This is a genomic window from Streptomyces sp. NPDC054887 (assembly GCF_053610585.1).
Genome location: NZ_JBSGYQ010000064.1, coordinates 15,810 through 33,422 on the forward strand (window position 1 = coordinate 15,810; position 17,613 = coordinate 33,422).

17 protein-coding genes are annotated in these 17,613 nt (G+C 73.2%); 9 read left to right on the plus strand and 8 right to left on the minus strand.

The features are described from left to right. Positions 1–67 precede the first annotated feature (67 nt). The 3 genes from ACWGH0_RS28160 to ACWGH0_RS28170 all read left to right on the plus strand — a co-directional run bounded on the left by ACWGH0_RS28160 (position 68) and on the right by ACWGH0_RS28170 (position 4,177). Complete coding sequence (locus ACWGH0_RS28160) at positions 68–2,125, plus strand: alkaline phosphatase family protein (RefSeq protein WP_453407080.1); 2,058 nt, start codon at positions 68–70, stop codon at positions 2,123–2,125. Between the two features lie 75 nt (positions 2,126–2,200). Next, positions 2,201–3,598, plus strand: a complete 1,398-nt coding sequence (locus ACWGH0_RS28165) for an amino acid permease (RefSeq protein WP_453407056.1) — start codon at positions 2,201–2,203, stop codon at positions 3,596–3,598. A 105-nt stretch (positions 3,599–3,703) separates the two neighbouring features. Beyond that, a complete protein-coding gene (locus ACWGH0_RS28170) occupies positions 3,704–4,177 on the plus strand; it encodes a nucleotide triphosphate diphosphatase NUDT15 (protein WP_453407057.1) in 474 nt (157 codons plus the stop codon). Positions 4,178–4,230: 53 nt separating this feature from the next. On the opposite strand, the gene ACWGH0_RS28175 is transcribed toward ACWGH0_RS28170, so the two are convergent. From ACWGH0_RS28175 to ACWGH0_RS28190, 4 genes are all read right to left on the minus strand, one after another. Then, complete coding sequence (locus ACWGH0_RS28175; protein ID WP_453407058.1) at positions 4,231–5,010, minus strand: amino acid ABC transporter ATP-binding protein; 780 nt, start codon at positions 5,008–5,010, stop codon at positions 4,231–4,233. Positions 5,011–5,020: 10 nt separating this feature from the next. Next, a complete protein-coding gene (locus ACWGH0_RS28180; protein WP_453407059.1) occupies positions 5,021–5,851 on the minus strand; it encodes an amino acid ABC transporter permease in 831 nt (276 codons plus the stop codon). Then, positions 5,818–6,660 (minus strand): ABC transporter substrate-binding protein, encoded by an 843-nt coding sequence (locus tag ACWGH0_RS28185; protein WP_453407060.1) that lies wholly within the window; start codon positions 6,658–6,660, stop codon positions 5,818–5,820. Before ACWGH0_RS28185 ends, ACWGH0_RS28180 begins: the two co-directional genes overlap by 34 nt. A gap of 458 nt (positions 6,661–7,118) precedes the next feature. Next, positions 7,119–7,403 (minus strand): hypothetical protein, encoded by a 285-nt coding sequence (locus ACWGH0_RS28190; RefSeq protein WP_453407061.1) that lies wholly within the window; start codon positions 7,401–7,403, stop codon positions 7,119–7,121. Between the two features lie 582 nt (positions 7,404–7,985). Between ACWGH0_RS28190 and ACWGH0_RS28195 the strand changes: the two genes are divergently transcribed. Next, positions 7,986–8,399: a hypothetical protein gene (locus tag ACWGH0_RS28195; RefSeq protein WP_453407062.1), complete on the plus strand. Its 414-nt coding sequence runs from the start codon at positions 7,986–7,988 to the stop codon at positions 8,397–8,399. 9 nt (positions 8,400–8,408) lie between these two features. Here ACWGH0_RS28195 and ACWGH0_RS28200 read toward each other — a convergent pair whose 3' ends face one another. Next, entirely contained in the window at positions 8,409–9,218 is an 810-nt protein-coding gene (locus tag ACWGH0_RS28200) for a helix-turn-helix domain-containing protein (protein ID WP_453407063.1), read from the minus strand. A 202-nt stretch (positions 9,219–9,420) separates the two neighbouring features. On the opposite strand from ACWGH0_RS28200, the gene ACWGH0_RS28205 reads away from it, so the two are divergent. Next, on the plus strand, positions 9,421–9,726 hold the full coding sequence (locus ACWGH0_RS28205; protein WP_453407064.1) for a 4a-hydroxytetrahydrobiopterin dehydratase: 306 nt from the start codon (positions 9,421–9,423) through the stop codon (positions 9,724–9,726). Positions 9,727–9,786: 60 nt separating this feature from the next. Here the strand turns inward: ACWGH0_RS28205 and ACWGH0_RS28210 are convergent, their stop codons facing one another. After that, positions 9,787–10,650 carry an NmrA family transcriptional regulator gene (locus ACWGH0_RS28210; RefSeq protein ID WP_453407065.1) on the minus strand — a complete coding sequence of 288 codons (864 nt, stop codon included), beginning with the start codon at positions 10,648–10,650 and terminating at the stop codon, positions 9,787–9,789. A 101-nt stretch (positions 10,651–10,751) separates the two neighbouring features. On the opposite strand from ACWGH0_RS28210, the gene ACWGH0_RS28215 reads away from it, so the two are divergent. Both ACWGH0_RS28215 and ACWGH0_RS28220 read left to right on the plus strand, forming a co-directional pair. After that, a complete protein-coding gene (locus ACWGH0_RS28215; RefSeq protein ID WP_453407066.1) occupies positions 10,752–11,750 on the plus strand; it encodes a cupin domain-containing protein in 999 nt (332 codons plus the stop codon). After that, positions 11,747–12,661 (plus strand): class I SAM-dependent methyltransferase, encoded by a 915-nt coding sequence (locus tag ACWGH0_RS28220; RefSeq protein WP_453407067.1) that lies wholly within the window; start codon positions 11,747–11,749, stop codon positions 12,659–12,661. Before ACWGH0_RS28215 ends, ACWGH0_RS28220 begins: the two co-directional genes overlap by 4 nt. A 122-nt stretch (positions 12,662–12,783) precedes the next feature. On the opposite strand, the gene ACWGH0_RS28225 is transcribed toward ACWGH0_RS28220, so the two are convergent. Continuing rightward, on the minus strand, positions 12,784–13,620 hold the full coding sequence (locus tag ACWGH0_RS28225) for an aldo/keto reductase (protein ID WP_453407068.1): 837 nt from the start codon (positions 13,618–13,620) through the stop codon (positions 12,784–12,786). A 198-nt stretch (positions 13,621–13,818) separates the two neighbouring features. Beyond that, complete coding sequence (locus tag ACWGH0_RS28230; RefSeq protein WP_453407069.1) at positions 13,819–15,618, minus strand: AMP-dependent synthetase/ligase; 1,800 nt, start codon at positions 15,616–15,618, stop codon at positions 13,819–13,821. Between the two features lie 376 nt (positions 15,619–15,994). Here ACWGH0_RS28230 and ACWGH0_RS28235 point away from each other — a divergent pair, with 376 nt between their 5' ends. Both ACWGH0_RS28235 and ACWGH0_RS28240 read left to right on the plus strand, forming a co-directional pair. Then, on the plus strand, positions 15,995–17,131 hold the full coding sequence (locus ACWGH0_RS28235; RefSeq protein ID WP_453407070.1) for a bile acid:sodium symporter family protein: 1,137 nt from the start codon (positions 15,995–15,997) through the stop codon (positions 17,129–17,131). Next, positions 17,128–17,541 carry a (2Fe-2S) ferredoxin domain-containing protein gene (locus ACWGH0_RS28240; RefSeq protein WP_453407071.1) on the plus strand — a complete coding sequence of 138 codons (414 nt, stop codon included), beginning with the start codon at positions 17,128–17,130 and terminating at the stop codon, positions 17,539–17,541. Before ACWGH0_RS28235 ends, ACWGH0_RS28240 begins: the two co-directional genes overlap by 4 nt. The last annotated feature ends 72 nt before the right edge of the window (positions 17,542–17,613 follow it).

Here is a 17,613-nt window from a genome sequence, read left to right on the forward strand (position 1 = left end):
GCGATGGCGCAGCGCGGGCAGCGCCGTGCTGCGCGTGGTGACGGTGTGGGCCGTGTCGACGCTCACGATGCTGGTGCTCGCCGGCGCCCTGCCGGACTTCCAGCTCAAGGCCGACGACGGTGACAGCATCACCCGCATCGCGCTCAGCGCCGTGTGGGGCGCCGGCGCGTTCGGCCTGCTCGGCGCCCTGGTGTGGCCCCTGGCCGTACGGGCCCTCCTGCTCGTGCCCGCACTCGTGCTCGGTCTGCTCGCCTTCTTCCTCAACGGCTCGCTGCTGCTCGTGGCGCTCAGCCTCATCCCCGACGGGCGCGGCGAGGCGGACCCGGAGACCGCCGTGGTCGTCGCCGCCGTCATGTCCGCCGTGGCCTCCGCGACCTCCGGCGCGCTCGCGGTACGCGACGACGAGGCGTACCGGCGCCGGCTCTCGCGGCTGGCCCACCGACGCGGCCGCCGGGGCGGCGACGACGGGCGCAACGGGCTGCCCGGCACCCTCTTCCTCCAGCTCGACGGCGTGGGCCACGACGTGCTGGCGCGGGCGGTCGACGAGGGACTGATGCCGACCGTCGGGGGCTGGCTCGGCGGCGCGGAACCCACCCACCGGCTGACGCCCTGGCGCACCGACTGGTCGAGCCAGACCGGCGCCAGCCAGCTCGGCATACTGCACGGCTCCAACCACGACGTTCCGGCCTTCCGCTGGTACGAGAAGGAGAGCGGCGAGGTCGTCGTCTCCAGCCGTCCGGCCAGCGCGGCCCTCATGCAGCGCCGCGCGGTCGCGCGCACCGCCGACGGGGGACTGCTCACCTTCGACGGCGCGAGCCGTGGCAACCTCTTCAGCGGCGGGGCCGACCAGCTCGCCCTCGTCCTGTCGATCGCCGCCCGGCGCGGCAGGTCCAACCGGTCCCGGGCCGGCTACTTCGCGTACTTCTCCGACCCGGCCAACGCCGTGCGCACCGCCATGTCCTTCGTCGCCGAAGTGGTCCGGGAGGTCGGCCAGTCCGTCCGGTCGCGGCTGCGCGGCGACGGCCCCCGGGTGAAGCGCGGCGGCCTGTACCCCTTCATCCGGGCCTTCGCGACCGTCGTCCAGCGGGACATCGTGGTCGCCGCCGTCCTCGGCGACATGCTCGCCGGCCGTACCGCCGTCTACGCCGACCTGGTCGCGTACGACGAGGTGGCGCACCACTCGGGACCGCACAGCACGGACGCGCTGAAGGTCCTGGAGCGGCTCGACCGGTCGCTGGGGCTGATCGCGAAGGTGGCGGAGCACGCCCCGCGCGCGTACCGGATCGTGCTGCTCTCCGACCACGGGCAGAGCCCGGGCGAGACCTTCCAGTCCGCGTACGGACTCACCCTCGCCAACCTCGTCAGGGCGGGCTGCGGGCTGCCCGTGCCGCGCCGCGCCGCGCGCACCACCAGCGCCTCGGAGGCGCGCGACGCCGTACGGACCGCGCTGCACCGCCCGGTGCCCGACGACGAGGAGGAGCCGGAGCACCCGGAACCCGGCACCGATCCGGTGGTGCTGGCCTCGGGGAACCTGGGGCTGATCTCCTTCCCCGACGCGGCGGGCCGGGCGACGCGCGAGCGGATCGACCGCCGCCACCCGGCGCTGCTGACGACGCTCGCGAACCACCCCGGCATCGGCTTCCTCCTCGTGCACAGCGAGGAGCACGGCGCGCTGGTGCTCGGGGCCGGCGGCGCGGAGCTGCGGCTGGACGACGGCGCCGCGCGCGACGGCGCGGGGGAGACCGGGCCGCTGGCGGCCTTCGGGGCGGGGGCCGCGGACGCCGTGCGCAGGACGTCCGGCTTCCCGCACGTCGCCGACATCATGGTCAACTCCTGGCACGACCCCGCGACCGGCCGCGTGCACGCCTTCGAGGAGCAGATCGGCTCGCACGGCGGCCTCGGCGGCGAACAGGCACGGCCCTTCCTGATGTCGCCGTACACCCTCTCGGCCCCCGTCGCCGACGGCGGCGAGCTGGTGGGCGCGGAGCAGGTGCACCGGGTGCTGCGGCGCTGGCTGAGGGAGTGCCAGGGTCCGCAGGTGCCGTTGCCCGCGGCGAAAGATTCGCAGCCGGACGCACAAACGGAAGGACATATTCCGGCCATCGATCGCGCCGTACAGGAATAATCCCCCTGATTTGGTGCGCCGTTCCCCGTATCCGAACATGGTCAGGTTTTGGTACGGAGAGAGGCACACCACGCCATGACCACCCTGACCACCCCATCCACCGGACCCGCCGCGGCGAGCGACGACGGCACACCGGGCGGAGCCGGTACGGCGAGCCGGCACGCCCGGCGCTTCGGCCTCCCCGTCGCGACGGCGCTGGTCATGGGCAACATCATCGGCGGCGGCATCTTCCTGCTGCCCGCCTCGGTCGCCCCCTTCGGCACCATCAGCCTCGTCGCGTTCGGCATCCTGACCCTCGGCGCCATCGCGCTGGCCCTGGTCTTCGGACGCCTCGCGCAGCGGCTGCCGCGCACCGGCGGACCGTACGTCTACGCCCGCGAGGCGTTCGGCGACTTCGCCGGCTTCCTCGCCGCCTGGAGCTACTGGATCACCGCCTGGGTGTCCAACGCGGCCCTGGCCGTCGCCGCCGTCGGCTACCTCGACGTGCTCATACCCGTCCACGGCTCCGTCGCGGCCACCCTCACGGCCGCGCTGGTGATCCAGTGGCTCCCCGCCCTCGCCAACCTGGCCGGCACGCGCTACGTGGGCGCCGTCCAGATCGTGTCGACGCTGCTGAAGTTCGCGCCGCTGCTGCTGGTCGCCGTCGGCGGCCTGTTCTTCTTCGACGCGTCGAACCTCGGCCCGTTCCGGGCGGACGACCGGAGCGCGCTCGGCGCGGTATCCGCCTCCGCGGCCATCCTGCTCTTCAGCTACCTGGGCGTGGAGTCCGCCGCCGTCAGCGCCGGAGAGGTCCGCGACCCCCGCCGCAACGTCGGCCGCGCCACGATCCTCGGCACCCTCGGCGCCGCGTTCATCTACCTGCTCGGCACGCTCGCCGTCTTCGGCACCGTCGCCCACGACGACCTGGTCGGCTCGACCGCGCCCTTCTCCGACGCCGTGAACGCGATGTTCGGCGGCTCGTGGGGCGGCGTCGCCGTCGCCTGCGCGGCGCTGGTCTCCATGACCGGCGCGCTGAACGGCTGGACCCTGCTGAGCGCCCAGACGCCGTACGCGGCGGCGAAGGACGGCCTCTTCCCCGCCGTGTTCGCCCGCAAGCGGCGCGGCGTCCCCACGGTGGGCGTCCTCGTCACGGCCGTGCTCGCCTCGCTCCTGACGGTCTACAACTACACGGCGGGCTCCGAGGGCGTCTTCGAGATCCTGGTCCTGATCACGACGTTCACCGCGACGGTCCCCTACCTGCTGGCCACCGCGGCCCAGCTCTACTTCCTGGCCTCCGGCCGGTCCGACCGCGTCAGCCGCCCCCGGCTGATCCGCGACGCCGTCCTCGCGGTCCTGGCCTCCGGCTTCTCGATGTGGCTGGTGGCGGGCTCGGGTTACGCGGCGGTGTACCAGGGCGTGCTGTTCCTGTTCGCGGGCGTGCTGGTGTACGCCTGGATCGCCGCCCGCAAGGCCAGGGCCGGCGCGGCGGCCTGACGGAGGCCGCGCGGGCGGGGTCCCGGCGCGTGATCGACTGGGGGACGGGCGCGCGCGACCCGGGAGCGGGTGCGCCCCCCCGTACCGGACCAGGAGGCAGCAGACATGTCAGCCACCGCCGAGCGCCCCGAGCGGGCCTTTCCCACGCCGAACGGCCTGACCGGGGTGGGCGTGGTCGTCACCGGCCCCGGCGCCCGCGTCCTCCTCGGACTCGGCCACGACGGCCGCTGGGAGCTTCCCGGCGGCAAGGTGGACCCCGGCGAGAGCTTCGAGGAGGCCGCGGTGCGCGAGCTGGCGGAGGAGACCTCGCTGAGCGCCGGGGCCGCCGAGGTGCGGATCGTCGCCGTACTGGTGGACGCGGCGCCCGGCGTCACCCGCGTCACCGCCGCGGCGGTGCTCGACGGCGCCACCGGCACCCCCCGGGTCACCGAGCCGCACAAGATCGTCCGCTGGGAGTGGTTCGCGCCGCAGGACGTACCCGGGGCCCTCTTCGTGCCGTCGGCGGCCGTGCTGCGCGCCTGGCGCCCGGACCTCGACCTCCCGGACGCCCCGGCGCACCGCTACCCGCTCGCCCGCTGACCGTCCGCCGCCGGGGCCGCCCGGGTCACGTCCGCCGTCCGCCCGAGGGCGGGTCAGCCCGCGCCGGCCTCGGAGCCCGGGGCCTCGGCGGCGGACGGGTCCAGGATGCGGTCGAGGAAGTGCCGGGTGCGCGGGTGCCGCGGATCGCCCACGACCTGCGCCGCCGGCCCCTCCTCGACGATCACGCCGCCGTCCATGAACACGACGCGGTCGGCGACCTCGCGGGCGAAGCTCATCTCATGGGTGACGACCATCATCGTCATGCCCTCCGAGGCCAGCACCCGCATGACCGAGAGCACGTCCCCCACGAGCTCCGGGTCCAGCGCGGACGTCGGCTCGTCGAAGAGCATCACCTCGGGCCCCATGGACAGCGCCCGCGCGATGGCCACCCGCTGCTGCTGCCCGCCGGACAACTGCGCCGGGTAGGAGTCGGCCTTGTCGGCGAGCCCGACGCGCTCCAGGTTCTCCATGGCCGTCCTGGCCGCCTCGGCCTTGCCCCGGCGCAGCACGCGCCGCTGGGGAAGCACCAGGTTCTCGGTCACCGTGACGTGCGGGAAGAGGTTGAACTGCTGGAAGACCATGCCGATGCGGCGGCGCACCGCGTCGATGTCGACCTCGATGTCGGTGACTTCCGTACCGCCGACGAAGACCTGGCCCTTGCTGGGTTCCTCCAGCAGGTTCACGCAGCGCAGCAGCGTCGACTTGCCGGACCCCGAGGGCCCGATGACGCACACGACGTCGCCCCTGGCGACCTCCAGGTCGATGCCGCGCAGGACGTGGTTGTCCCCGAACGACTTGTGCAGACCGCGGATCTCGATCTCGGGCTGTGGCATCTGCTCGTCCTCACTTGGCCTTGTCGGCACGGGCCTCCAGACGGCGCACCACGAAACTCAGCGGCACCGTCACGATCAGGTAGCAGAGCCCCGCGACCAGGATCGGGGTGGAGTTGGCGGTCTGGCTGGCCAGGTCCCGGCCGAACTTGGTCAGTTCCCGCTCTTCGAGCGTCACACCCAGGAACAGCACCAGCGACGAGTCCTTGAACAGCAGGACGAGTTCGTTGGTGAGCGGCGGGATGACGATCCGGAACGCCTGCGGGATGATCACCGACACCATCGCCCGGGCGTGCGAGAAGCCCAGCGAACGCGCCGCCTCCATCTGTCCCTTGGGCACCGCCTGGATGCCGGCCCTGATGGTCTCGGCCATGTACGCGGCGGCGACCAGCCCCAGACCCAGGGCGACCTTCCCGTACGTACCGCCCGGGATCTCCGTGCCCGGGAACGCCAGCGGCACCGCCACGCCCACGAAGATGAAGATCAGCAGGGCGGGCAGGCCGCGGAAGAACTCGATGTAGACGCTCGCCACCCACCGGTAGGGGGCGACGGACGACAGCCGCATCAGCGCGATGACCAGGCCCAGTACGAGACCGAACGCGAAGCCGGAGAGCGTGTAGACCACCGTGTTGCGCAGGGCGGTGGTGATGATCTCCGGGAAGAGCTCGGTCGCGAGGTCCTTCTGCGCGAACTGGTTCTGCAGCCGGTCCCAGTCGGCCAGCAGGCCGACCAGGACCAGGGCCGCCACGAAGAGCGCGTACTGGACGCCCTGCGAGATGCGGCGCCGCTGCCGCCTGGAGAGGCGAGAGGTCACGACTGGCCCTTGGGCATCGGGCCGATCCACTTCTCGTAGAGCTTCTTGTACGTGCCGTCGGCCTTGGCGTCGGTGATGGCCTTGTCGATGGCCGCCTTCAGCTTGGTGTTGCCCTTCTTCACCGAGAACCCGTACTCCTCACCGGTCTCGATGTTCTCGCCGAGCGCGAACGCGTCGGCGTTCGCCTTGTCCTTCAGCCAGCCCTGCACGACGGGGTAGTCGATGACGACGGCGTCGACCTGACCGGTGCGCAGCCCGTTCAGCACGGCGTCGGAGCTCTCGAACGCCACCGGGTCGAACCCCTTGCCGGTGGCGTAGCTCTCGCCGGTCGTCTCCGCCTGCGCGCCGAGCTTCTTCTTCCCGGACTTGACGTCGTCCAGCGTCTTCACGCCGCTCTTCTTCGTCGCCAGCAGCGCCTGGGTGGCGTCGAAGTACGGCACGGAGAAGTCGACGTTCTTCTTGCGCTCGTCGGTGATGGTCATGCCGGCGGCGGCGAGGTCGCACTCGCCGGAGTTCAAGGACGCGCCGGTCTTGAAGTTCTCGAACGGCGTGTCGAGGATCTTCTGTTCGACCTTGAGGTTCTTGGCCACGAGGTCGACGAGCGCCACGTCGAAGCCGACGACCTCGCCGCCCTGCTCGGACTGGAACGGCGGATAGGGCAGGTGCGTGCAGGTGGTGAGCTTGCCCTTCTCGACCACCGGTACGCCGCCGGCTGCCTCGGCGGGCCCTTCGTCGTCGGAGGAACACCCGACGGCGAGGAACAGTCCGGCCGCGGTGGCGCCGGCGTTGGCGAGGGTACGGATGCGGTGGGCGCGGTGGCCCTTGGCCGTCCTGGACACGGTTGACCTCCATGGGGCGGGGGCGACGGCGGCGGGGGGTGAGCGAACCGTCAGCGGTGATCGTAAGCCAGCGACCCGCCCTTCGCGGAGCTCTTGCCGGTGGCCGATCACGCCGGTCCGCCGCTGCGGCTGCCTTCAGCGGCGGCTCCCGCTCCCGCGCGTTGCCGGCCGGCGACGCCGCCCTCCGGCACTCCGCGCGCGCCCGCTCACCCCGGACCAGCCGCTCCAGAGGATGCCCCTGGACCCGGGGCGGCAAGTGGTGTCCCCGCAGGGCCGGTTCGTCCGCGCGCGACAGCGTGACAGGCGGCTATTGGCCGCCTGTACGGGGTACGGGCCGCGTCGTCGCGCAGCGCGGGGCGCACCGGCTCGGCCCCGGGGCGTCGCCGAGCAGCCCCCGTCGCACACGAGGTGGACGACTTCGAGGACGGCGGTGGCCGCCGCGGCTGTTCCCGGCCGGTCTACGCCCCCGGCACCCAGTAGTTGTGCACCTGGGAGGTCTTCGGCATTCCGCTCTGCGGAACCCCGACGTCCGAGGCGACCGGCATGATGACCTCCTGGAAGCGCCGCATGGCCTCCTCGGACTCCCACAGGTCGAAGATCTGGAGACCGGATCCGGTCGGGACGGCCACGTGGGACAGGCACCCCTCGAAGGGGTTGCCGGGGAGCGACTGGAGCTTGGCGTTCAGCCTGTCGTACTGCTCGGTCGTCACGCCGTCCATCTCGGCCTGCACGAAAATCGCCATCGGGTGTCTCCTCCGTACGAACGGTCCGGTCCGGCCCCTGCCCGCCGCCACACCGACGACCCGCACCCGCCCCCAGCACACCACGCGGGCCTCCCGGCCGCACTCCGCCCGGTGCCATCCGGGGCACCGCGTGGCGCCGGCGCCGGATGCCTGCCGGCTCCCTACTGGATGACGAGCCGGTGGGGGTGGAACGGGTCGGCGGGACAGGTGAAGACGTAGAGCGACCCCCAGCGGCCCACGGACGGGTCGTCCGGGTGTCGTGCGCGTCATGCGGGTCCTCGTGCCGGGTGCTCGGGTCGGGTGGTGCACAGGTGATGAGTCGGGAGTCGTGGGGCGTCGGTGATCACACCGCACGGGCCGATTCTCCCCGGCCCGGCCCGGCCCCTGTCCGGCAGGACCTCCGGGCCTCCGGTCACGCCCGCCGCGCACTGCCCCGGAGGCAGCCGCGCATTACCCCGGAGGTAATCGACGCTCTGCCGCCGACGCGGCATCGTTGCGGTCACCGGGGCCCGGGCGGCGCACTCCGTCCGGCCCCCGGCCCACCCCGACATCCCGTACGACCTCGACGGAGGCTGATCCGCCATGTCCGCACCCCTGCTCGCCAACCTGTCCCGGACCACCGACCCGCAGACGATGCTGCGCCGCTTCCTGGCGCTCGACGCCGTGGTCACCACGGGCAACGGGCTCGTGTACGTGGCCGCCTCCGGCCCCGTCGGGCGGCTGCTCGGTGTCGGGTCCGGGCTGCTGCTCGGACTCGGCGTGCTGCTCGTGGTGTTCGGCGCCGGGGTCGGGTACCTGGCGTCCCGGCGGGAGCCCGCCACCCTTCCCGTCAGGGCCGTCGTCGAAGTGAACCTGGCCTGGGCCGTGGCCGGCCTTGTCGCGCTCGTGCTCTGGTTCTCGCCGACGACGGCCGGGGCGTTCTGGATCCCGGCGCAGGCCGCGATCGTCGCCTGCTTCGCCGGACTCCAGCACCTGGCCCTGCGTGCGCGGGGCTGAGCGGCCCTCTCAGGGGGTGAGCGACTGGAGGTACTCGACGGTCGCCGGGTCGGCCGGGAGGAACGTCTCGATGGCCAGCTCGGCGACCGTCACGTCCATGGGCGTGTTGAAGGTCGAGATCGACGACACGAACGACAGCACCCGGCCGTCGTGCTCGATCCGCATCGGCAGCGCGAAGTAGGGGTACGGCGGGTCGTCCGGGCGCGGCGCGTCCCCCGCCTCCGTGTCCGGCACGGGGTACGCCGACACCTCCTCGTACACCGCGCGCAGGGCCGGTGACCGGTCGAGGGCGATCTGACGCTCCATCTGCGCCCGCAGGTGCCCGCGCCACTCCGGCAGGTTGCGGATGCGCGGAGCGAGGCCCTCCGGATGGAGGGTGATCCGCATCGCGTTCAGCGGTGGCGCGAGGAGGTGCTCGGGAAGGCCGTCGAGCAGCATCGTGATCCCCCGGTTCGCGGCGACCACGGTGTACGAACCGTCGACGACGAGGGCGGGGTAGGGCTCGTATCCCGCCAGCAGCCGTTCGATGCCCTCGCGCAGGGCGCCGAGCGCCGGATCGTCCAGCGGGGTCTCGGCGTACCGCGGGGCGTACCCGGCCGCCAGCAGCAGGGCGTTGCGCTCCCGCACGGGTACGTCGAGGTGCTCGGCCAGGCGCAGCACCATCTCCTCGCTGGGACGCGACCTGCCGGTCTCGATGAAACTGATGTGCCGGGCGGACGATCCGGCACGCAGGGCCAGCTCCAGCTGGCTCAGCCGGCGCCGCTCCCGCCAGCCGCGCAGCAGCGCGCCCGCACCCTTGTCGACTGCGACAGTTGTCATGGGCCAAGACGGTAACCGAACGCCCGGCGGCCCGAGTTGGCCGTCCGGTCGCCGGGCGGTCCGGGCGTCACTCCGGCGCGGCGGGAGCGCGCCCGGCCCGCACCGCCCGCGCCGAGGACGATTCACGGCGGCGTCCGGGCGCCGTTTCCCGCCGGAAGGTGCGAGGCTGATCAGCGACACCGCTACCGGAGGGAGCTTCGCCATGGCCACTGAGCCGTTGTCGCAGAAGGAGATCGAGGACCGTCTGGGCGAACTCCCCGGCTGGTCGCTGGACGGCAGCCGGATCGCGCGTACGTACCGGCTCGGCACCCACTTCGCGGCCGCCGCGCTGGTCGCCCACGTGGCCGCCGTGCAGGACGAGCTGGACCACCATTCCGACCTGACGCTCGGCTACAACACCGTCTCCCTGACGGTGAACACGCACAGCGCGGGCGGCGCGGTCACCGACCTCGACTTCGAGCTCGCGCGCCGGGTGGAGGACATCGCCCCGGGCCACGGCGCGAGCTGAGCGCGGGCCGGACCGCGCCCCGGGAAGCGGGCGTGCCGGCCCGGGCACGCCCGCCCCGCCCTACACCGCCGGGCCGGCCGGCGCGGCCTCCCCGTCCCACGCGCCGGACGCCGCCGCCTCGTGCGCGAAGTCGGTGAAGTCCTTCGGCGCCCGGCCCAGCACGCGCCGCACCCCGTCCGTCACCGACGCGTTGTGGCCGTCCATCAGCGTCGTGAACAGGTCCGAGACCCATGCGGCCTCCGGCGCGGACATGCCGTACCCCTGGAGGTACGCGGCGTACCGCGGCCCGGACATGGGTACGTACCGCACCTCGCGGCCCGTCGCCTTCGACAACTCGGCCGCCACCTCGTCGAAGGTCAGCAGCCGGGGCCCCGTCAGCTCGTGCACGGCTCCGTCGTGCCCGTCCCCCGTCAGCACCGTGACGATCACGTCGGCCAGGTCGTCGGCGTGCACCCACGGCTCCGCCGTCCCGCCCGCCGGAAAGGCCAGCTCACCGGCGGCGACGCCCTCGGCCATCGGACCCTCGCTGAAGTTCTGCGCGAAGAAGGCCGCGCGTACGACGGTCAGCGCGGGGCCCGACGCGCGCAGTGCCTCCTCGGCGGCCACCGCCTGCGGTTCGCCGCGCCCCGACAGCAGCACCAGCCGCCGCACCCCCGTCTCGCGCGCCACGCGCCCGAACGCCCGCAGCGCCTGCGCCGCGCCCGGAGCGGCGAGGTCCGGGTAGTACGCCACGTACGCCCGGTCCGCGCCCCGGAGCGCCGGGCCCCACGTCGACTCGTCCTCCCAGTCGAACCGCACGTCACCCGTGCGCGACCCCGTCCTCACCGTCAGGCCGAGGGCCGTGAGCCGCTCGACGACCCGGCGGCCGGTCTTCCCCGTGCCGCTCGTCACCAACACCGTTTCCCGCTGCGTGTTCTCCCTCATGCCTCAAGACTTCCGGCACGGGTCCGGGCGGGCCATGCTCCAGAGACTCAACTCCATACGCCCGCGTCCACGGTGTCAGCGGGCCCTCCTACGCTGGGCGCATGGACGTACTCGCGGGTCTCCTCGACGGACCGCGCGCCCGGGGCGCCTTCCTCCTGCGGGCCGTGCTCGACCCGCCCTGGGCGGTGCGCGTCGAGGACCGGGCGCCCCTGTCCCTGATGTGCGTCACCCGTGGCACGGCATGGGTGATGCCCGAGAGCGGCGAGCCCGTGCTGCTGCGCCCCGGCGACGTCGCCATAGCGCGCGGGCCCGACCCGTACACCTGCGCGGACGACCCGGCGAGCCCGCCGCGCGCCCTGATCGGGCCCGGCGGCGTGTGCCGCACGCTGGGCGGGGAGCCGCTGGCCGAGACGATGCATCTCGGCGTACGGACATGGGGGGACAGCCCCGACGGCGAGTCGGCGATGCTCATCGGCACGTACCGGATGGCGGGGGAGGTCAGCGGCCGGTTCCTCGACGCGCTGCCGCCGCTCCTGCATCTGCCCGCCGAGCTGTGGGACTGCCCGCTCATGCCGGCCCTGGAAAACGAGATCAGCCGGGACGAACCCGGACAGAGCGTGATGCTGGACCGGCTGCTCGACCTGCTGCTGATCGCGACACTGCGGTCGTGGTTCGCCCGCCCCGGCGCGGCCGCCCCCGCCTGGTACCGGGCGATGGGAGACCCGGTGGTCGGCAAGGCGCTGCGGCTGATGCAGGACGACCCCGCCCACCCCTGGACCGTCGCCGGGCTCGCCGCGAAGGCCGGGGTGTCACGGGCGGCCCTGGCCCGGCGCTTCACCGAGCTGGTCGGCGAGCCGCCCATGGCGTACCTCACCGAGTGGCGGCTCGCGCTCGCCGCCGACCTGCTGCGGGAGACGCCGGGGGCGACCGTGGAGGCGGTGGCGCGCCAGGTCGGCTACAGCGGCGCGTTCGCGCTGAGCGCGGCCTTCAAGCGCGTGCGCGGGGTGAGCCCGCAGGAGTACCGCAAGGGCGGCACTTCTTTGCTGAACCGGCAACAAGGTTCGCCGGACGGGCGGTCCGGCGGGACAGTGGAGGCATGACGAACAGCGAGAGCCACAGCCACCGCACCCGGGATCACGGCCACCACCACGGCCACGACTCCACCGACTTCGACTGGGACGCGCTCGCCACGCACCTGGAACACGAGGCGGAGGTGAACCGTCCCGTGTACGAGGAGGCCGCCGCCTGGATCGCCGGCCGCTTCCGGGGAGCGGGGGGCGTCCGCCGCGTCCTCGACATCGGCAGCGGTCCCGGAGTCATCACCTGCATGCTGGCCGCCGCCTTCCCGGACGCGGAGGTCGTGGCCGTCGACAGCACACCGGCCCTGCTGGAGCTGACCCGGGCGCGGGCGGACTGCTCCGGCCTGGGGGAGCGGGTGCGTACCGTCGTCGCGGAAGTGCCCGGCGACCTGGACTCGCTGGACGAGGCCGACCTCGTCTGGGCCGCCAACTCGCTGCACCACGTGGGCGACCAGCGCGCGGCCCTCACCGGCTTCGCCGGGCTGCTGCGCCCGGGCGGCGCGGTGGCCCTGTTCGAGGGCGGGCTGGCGCAGCGTCATCTGCCCCGTGACATCGGGTTCGGCAGGCCGGCGCTGGAGGCGCGGCTGGAAGCGGTGTCCAGCGAGTGGTTCGCGCAGATGCGGGAGGAACTGCCCGGCGCGAAGCCCGAGGTGGAGGACTGGAGCGCGCTGCTGGCCGCCGCAGGACTGACGCCGGAGGGCAGCCGCTCGTTCCTGCTCGACGTGCCCGCGCCGCTGCCGCCCGTCGCACGCCGGATGGCGATCGAGGTCTTCACGCGGTACCGGGACGTGTACGCCGAGCGGCTGACGGCCGACGACGTGGCGACACTGGACCGGCTGCTGGACGAGGGGGACCCGGCCGGGCTCGCCCAGCGCCCCGACGTGTTCCTGCTGCGGGCCCGCACCCTGCACCTCGGGCACCGCGTCGCCTGACGGGCCGCCGCGGTCCCGCCCGGGGGAGTTGTAATACCGGGCGGCGACCGCCGCACCGCACACGGCGAACGGCGCCGGCCGGGTCGTACCGGCCGGCGCCGCCTTGTCCGTGGACCCGCGGGTCAGGCTCCGGCGTCGAACGTCGCCGGGTCGGGGCCGAGGCGCTTGCCCTCGTCGAGCGCGGCGAACGCCGCGAGGTCGTCGGCGTCCAGCTCGAAGTCGAACACGTCGATGTTCTCCTGGATCCGCGACGGCGTCACGGACTTCGGGATCACGACGTTGCCGGTCTGAAGGTGCCAGCGCAGCACCGCCTGCGCCGGGGTCCTGCCGTGCTTGCGCGCCACGGCGACGACCGTCGGCACCTCCAGCAGGCCCTTGCCCTGGCCGAGCGGCGACCACGCCTCGGTCGCGATGCCGTGCTGGGCGTGGAAGGCGCGGGACGCCGACTGCTGGAGCTGCGGGTGGAGTTCGATCTGGTTGACGGCCGGGACCACGGAGGTCTCGCCGATCAGCCGCTCCAGGTGCTCGGGAAGGAAGTTGGACACGCCGATCGCCTTGGCGCGGCCGTCCGCGTGGATCTTCTCGAAGGCCCGGTACGTGTCCACGTACGCGTCCTTGGACGGCATCGGCCAGTGGATCAGGTACAGGTCGACGTAGTCCAGGCCCAGCTTCGCCAGCGACTCGTCGAAGGCGCGCAGCGTGGAATCGAACCCCTGCTCGGAGTTCCAGAGCTTCGTCGTGATGAACAGCTCGTCGCGGGCGACACCGGAGGCGGCGATCGCCTTGCCCGTGCCGGTCTCGTTCCCGTAGATCGCGGCCGTGTCGATGGATCGGTAACCGGCCTGGATTGCGGTGTCGACGGCCTTCTCGGCCTCGTCGTCAGGCACCTGCCATACGCCGAACCCCAGCTGGGGCATCTCGACGCCGTTGTTCAGGGTGAGGGAAGGGGCCTTGCTCACGAGCGATCGATCCTTACGTCGTCGGTTGGTACTCCCAGGGTCAACGATCCCCGGGGTCCACGCATTCCCGCGAGGGCGCCGAAATGTGTGCCACGGGCGGCGCGGCCGCGTGCGGCGACGGTGGGCGCCCGGAGCTGACGGTGCGTCGGAAGAGGCCGGGCGGCGGAGCGGCGAGCGGCTCGCCCGGCCGGGGCCGGCTCACCGGTACAGCGCGTCGACCTCCACCGCGTACGCCGCCTCGATCGCCTTGCGCTTCAGCTTGAGCGAGGGCGTCAGCAGCCCCTGCTCCTCGCTGAACTGGTGGGCCAGTATCCGGAACGTACGGATCGACTCGGCCTGCGAGACCAGTGTGTTCGCCGCCACCACCGCGCGCCGGACCTCCGTCTCCAGATCCTTGTCCCGCACCAGGTCGGCCGAGCTCAGCGGCGGCTTGTCGCGCATCCGCAGCCAGTGGTCGACGGCCTCCTGGTCGAGGGTGACGAGCGCGGCGATGTACGGCCTGTCGTTGCCCACGACGATGCACTGGGCCACCAGGGGATGCGACCTGATCCGTTCCTCCAGCCCGGCCGGTGACACGCTCTTGCCGCCGGAGGTCACCAGGATCTCCTTCTTGCGCCCGGTGATCGTCAGATAGCCGTCCTCGTCCAGCGCGCCGATGTCGCCGGTGGCCAGCCAGCCGTCCCGCAGTACGGCGTCGGTGGACCGGGGGTCGTTGAGGTACCGGGAGAAGACCTGGCCGCCGTGCAGCCAGATTTCGCCGTCCTCGGCGATGTGCACGGTGGTGCCGGGGAGCGGCTGACCCACCGTGCCGTAGCGGGTGCGCTCGGGCGGGTTGGCGGTCGCCGCCCCCGTCGTCTCGGTCAGTCCGTACCCCTCGAAGACCGTGACGCCCGCGCCCGCGAAGAACAGGCCGAGCCGCCGGGCCATCCCGGAACCGCCGGACATCGCGTGCCGCACGCGGCCGCCCATGGCCTCGCGCACCTTCGCGTACACGGCCTTCTCGAAGAACTGGTGCTGGAGCCGCAGCGCGGCGGAAGGCCCGGGGCCGGTGCCGAACGCGCGCTGCTCCTGGGCCTCGGCGTACCGCACGGCCACCTCGACGGCCTTGTCGAAGGCCCCGGCCCTCCCGTCCGCCTCGGCCCTGCGGCGGGCGCCGGCGAACACCTTCTCGAAGATGTACGGCACGGCCAGGATGAACGTCGGCCGGAAGCTCACCAGGTCGGGCATGAGTGCGTGCGCCGCGAGCACCGGCTGGTGGCCCATCTTCACCCCGCCCCGCACGGCCGCGACCTCGACCATCCGCCCGAAGACGTGGGCGAGCGGGAGGAAGAGCAGCGTCGCCGGCTCGTCGCCGGGCCTGGACCGGAACAGGGACTCCCAGCGGGCCAGTACGGTGTCCGTCTCGTACATGAAGTTCGCGTGCGTGAGCACACAGCCCTTGGGCCGCCCCAGGGTCCCCGACGTGTAGATCACGGTCGCCACGGAGTCCGGCGTGACCGCCCGCCGGTGGCGGTGCACCACCTCGTCGTCGAGGTGGGCGCCCGCCAGGACCACCTCGGCCTCCGCGCCCGCGTCGAGCTGCCACAGGCGTTTGAGCAGGGGCAGCCGGTCGACCACCGAGCCGACGGTCATCGCGTGGTCCTCGTGCTCGACCAGGCAGGCCGTGACGCCGGCGTCGTGCAGGGTCCAGAAGACCTGGTCGGCGGAGGCCGTGGGGTACACCGGGACGGGCTGGGCCCCCACCGTCCACAGCGCGAAGTCGAAGAGCGTCCACTCGTAGCGCGTACGGGACATGATCGCGACCCGGTCGCCGAACCGCACGCCGTGCGCGAGCAGCCCCTTGGCGACCGCCAGCACCTCGTCCCGGAACCGGCCGGCCGACACGTCGTGCCACTGCCCGTCGTCCCCCTTGCGCCCGAGTACGACGCGGTGCGGCTCCTGCTCGGCGCGGTCGAACACGACGTCCGCCAGCCCGCCGACCTGAGGTGGCGTCGCCATGGGTGGGACAGTGAATTCGCGCAATGACCTGCTCCTTGTGACGCTCCGCACAGCGCCGCGACGCTACCCCAAGGTCTCGGCCCGCGGCAGGGGGTCACGGAATCCGGACGACTGCGCATATGCACAGCTCAATCGGTGAAAGGCGCGTCACAGGCGGAAGACCGGGGCGGCCTGCTGACTCCCGGGTAAGTACGGTGGGCGGAAATCTCCACGGAATCTGTACGCCCGCTCTCCACTCCTCGCACGGTCCGGCGGCCGGGACCGTCCGCCGGGGGCCGAGCGCCCGCACGGCCGGCGAAGAGCCGCGTTTCCCTCCGGCGGCTTCCCGTGGAACATGGGGAGGCACGTCCGACCGAGAGCAGGAGCACCAGAGCGCATGAGCCGCCGCACGCCGCAGTTCCGGTTGCCGTCCTGGGCGCCTTTCGATCCGTACCTGCTCCTGCTGATCGGCACGGTCGTCCTCGCCACGCTGCTGCCCGCCTCCGGCGCGGCCGCCGAGGCCGTCGGCGGGGTCTCGACCGGGGCCGTCGCGCTGCTGTTCTTCCTGTACGGGGCGCGGCTCTCCACCCGCGAGGCGGTCGACGGGCTGCGCCACTGGCGGCTGCACCTGACGGTCCTCGCGTGCACCTTCGCGCTCTTCCCGCTGCTGGGCCTGGCGGCGAGGGGCCTGGTGCCGTACGTCCTGACACCCGAGCTGTACGCGGGCTTCCTCTTCCTGTGCCTCGTCCCCTCGACCGTCCAGTCCTCGATCGCCTTCACCTCGATCGCGCGCGGAAACGTTCCGGCGGCGATCTGCGCGGGATCGTTCTCCAGCCTGGTCGGGATCGTCCTCACCCCGCTGCTCGCGGCACTGCTGATCGGCGGCCGTGCGGGCGGCCTCTCCTCCGACTCGGCACTGAAGATCGTCCTCCAGCTGCTGGCGCCGTTCCTGGCGGGGCAGCTGCTGCGCCGCTGGGTCGGCGGCCTCCTGCTGCGGCACAAGAAGGCGCTCGGGTACGTGGACCGGGGGTCGATCCTGCTCGTCGTCTACACCGCGTTCAGCCACGGCGTGACGGCGGGCGTCTGGCACCAGGTGAGCCCCGGCAGGCTCGGGGCGCTCCTGGGGGTCGAGGCGGTGGTGCTCGCGACGATGCTCACGGTGAGCCGGCACGGGGCGAAGCGCCTCGGTTTCGGCCGCGCCGACCGGATCGCGATCCAGTTCGCCGGGTCGAAGAAGTCGCTCGCGGCGGGGCTGCCGATGGCGAGCGTGCTGTTCGGGGCGGAGGCGAGCCTGGCGGTGCTGCCGCTGATGCTCTTCCACCAGATGCAGCTGATGGTGTGCGCGGTGATCGCCAAGAGGCGGTCCCGTGAGGTGCCGCGGGCGGAGGATCCGGACGGCCGCCCCTCCGGCGTGACGGAAAGGGAGGGGACGTCGTCCGTGCCGCCGGCGACCGGGCCGGTGCGCCCGGGGGGCGTCCGAAGGGCCGGGGGCATGCCCCGGGACCCCGCGGCGCCTGGCAAGATCGTCAAGTGACTTCCGCGATACGTCCCTTCGGGGCCCGACCCTGCGCCCTCACCGTGTGCCGCGGCTGCTGCTGCGGCGACGCCCGGAAGAACCCGGGCACGGACCACGAGGGCCAGCTGCGCCGCCTGCGCGACGCGGCCGCCGCGTCCGGCGGGCGGCTCCTCGTGCGCACCAGCGACTGCCTCGGTCCCTGCGGCCAGGCGAACGTCGTGGTCGTCCAGCCGTCCACGGAGGGCCGTCGCAGAGGCGGGCGCGCGGCCTGGGTCGGCTGGGCGCTGGACGACGACTGCACGGACGACATCCTGGCCTGGGTCGCGGCCGGCGGCCCCGGCGTCGCGAAACCCCCGGCCACCCTCGCGCTCCAGTTCATCCCGCCCCCGGCCGAGGCCAGGCAGCGCGCCCGGCGCGGCAGGCGCTAGGGGAGCGGGCGCGGCCCGTGGAGGCCCGGCCGGCGCAGGGGGCGCTCCCCGCCGGCCGGGCCCGAGTCCCGT

Coding starts and splice junctions, on each gene's coding strand:
- ACWGH0_RS28170 (WP_453407057.1), top strand. CDS start 3,704: ATGTCAGCCACCGCCGAGCGCCCCGAGCGGGCCTTTCCCACGCCGAAC.
- ACWGH0_RS28215 (WP_453407066.1), top strand. CDS start 10,752: ATGGACGTACTCGCGGGTCTCCTCGACGGACCGCGCGCCCGGGGCGCC.
- ACWGH0_RS28195 (WP_453407062.1), top strand. CDS start 7,986: ATGTCCGCACCCCTGCTCGCCAACCTGTCCCGGACCACCGACCCGCAG.
- ACWGH0_RS28220 (WP_453407067.1), top strand. CDS start 11,747: ATGACGAACAGCGAGAGCCACAGCCACCGCACCCGGGATCACGGCCAC.
- ACWGH0_RS28160 (WP_453407080.1), top strand. CDS start 68: ATGCTGGTGCTCGCCGGCGCCCTGCCGGACTTCCAGCTCAAGGCCGAC.
- ACWGH0_RS28210 (WP_453407065.1), bottom strand. CDS start 10,650: ATGAGGGAGAACACGCAGCGGGAAACGGTGTTGGTGACGAGCGGCACG.
- ACWGH0_RS28230 (WP_453407069.1), bottom strand. CDS start 15,618: ATGGCGACGCCACCTCAGGTCGGCGGGCTGGCGGACGTCGTGTTCGAC.
- ACWGH0_RS28200 (WP_453407063.1), bottom strand. CDS start 9,218: ATGACAACTGTCGCAGTCGACAAGGGTGCGGGCGCGCTGCTGCGCGGC.
- ACWGH0_RS28190 (WP_453407061.1), bottom strand. CDS start 7,403: ATGGCGATTTTCGTGCAGGCCGAGATGGACGGCGTGACGACCGAGCAG.
- ACWGH0_RS28235 (WP_453407070.1), top strand. CDS start 15,995: ATGAGCCGCCGCACGCCGCAGTTCCGGTTGCCGTCCTGGGCGCCTTTC.
- ACWGH0_RS28205 (WP_453407064.1), top strand. CDS start 9,421: ATGGCCACTGAGCCGTTGTCGCAGAAGGAGATCGAGGACCGTCTGGGC.
- ACWGH0_RS28175 (WP_453407058.1), bottom strand. CDS start 5,010: ATGCCACAGCCCGAGATCGAGATCCGCGGTCTGCACAAGTCGTTCGGG.
- ACWGH0_RS28165 (WP_453407056.1), top strand. CDS start 2,201: ATGACCACCCTGACCACCCCATCCACCGGACCCGCCGCGGCGAGCGAC.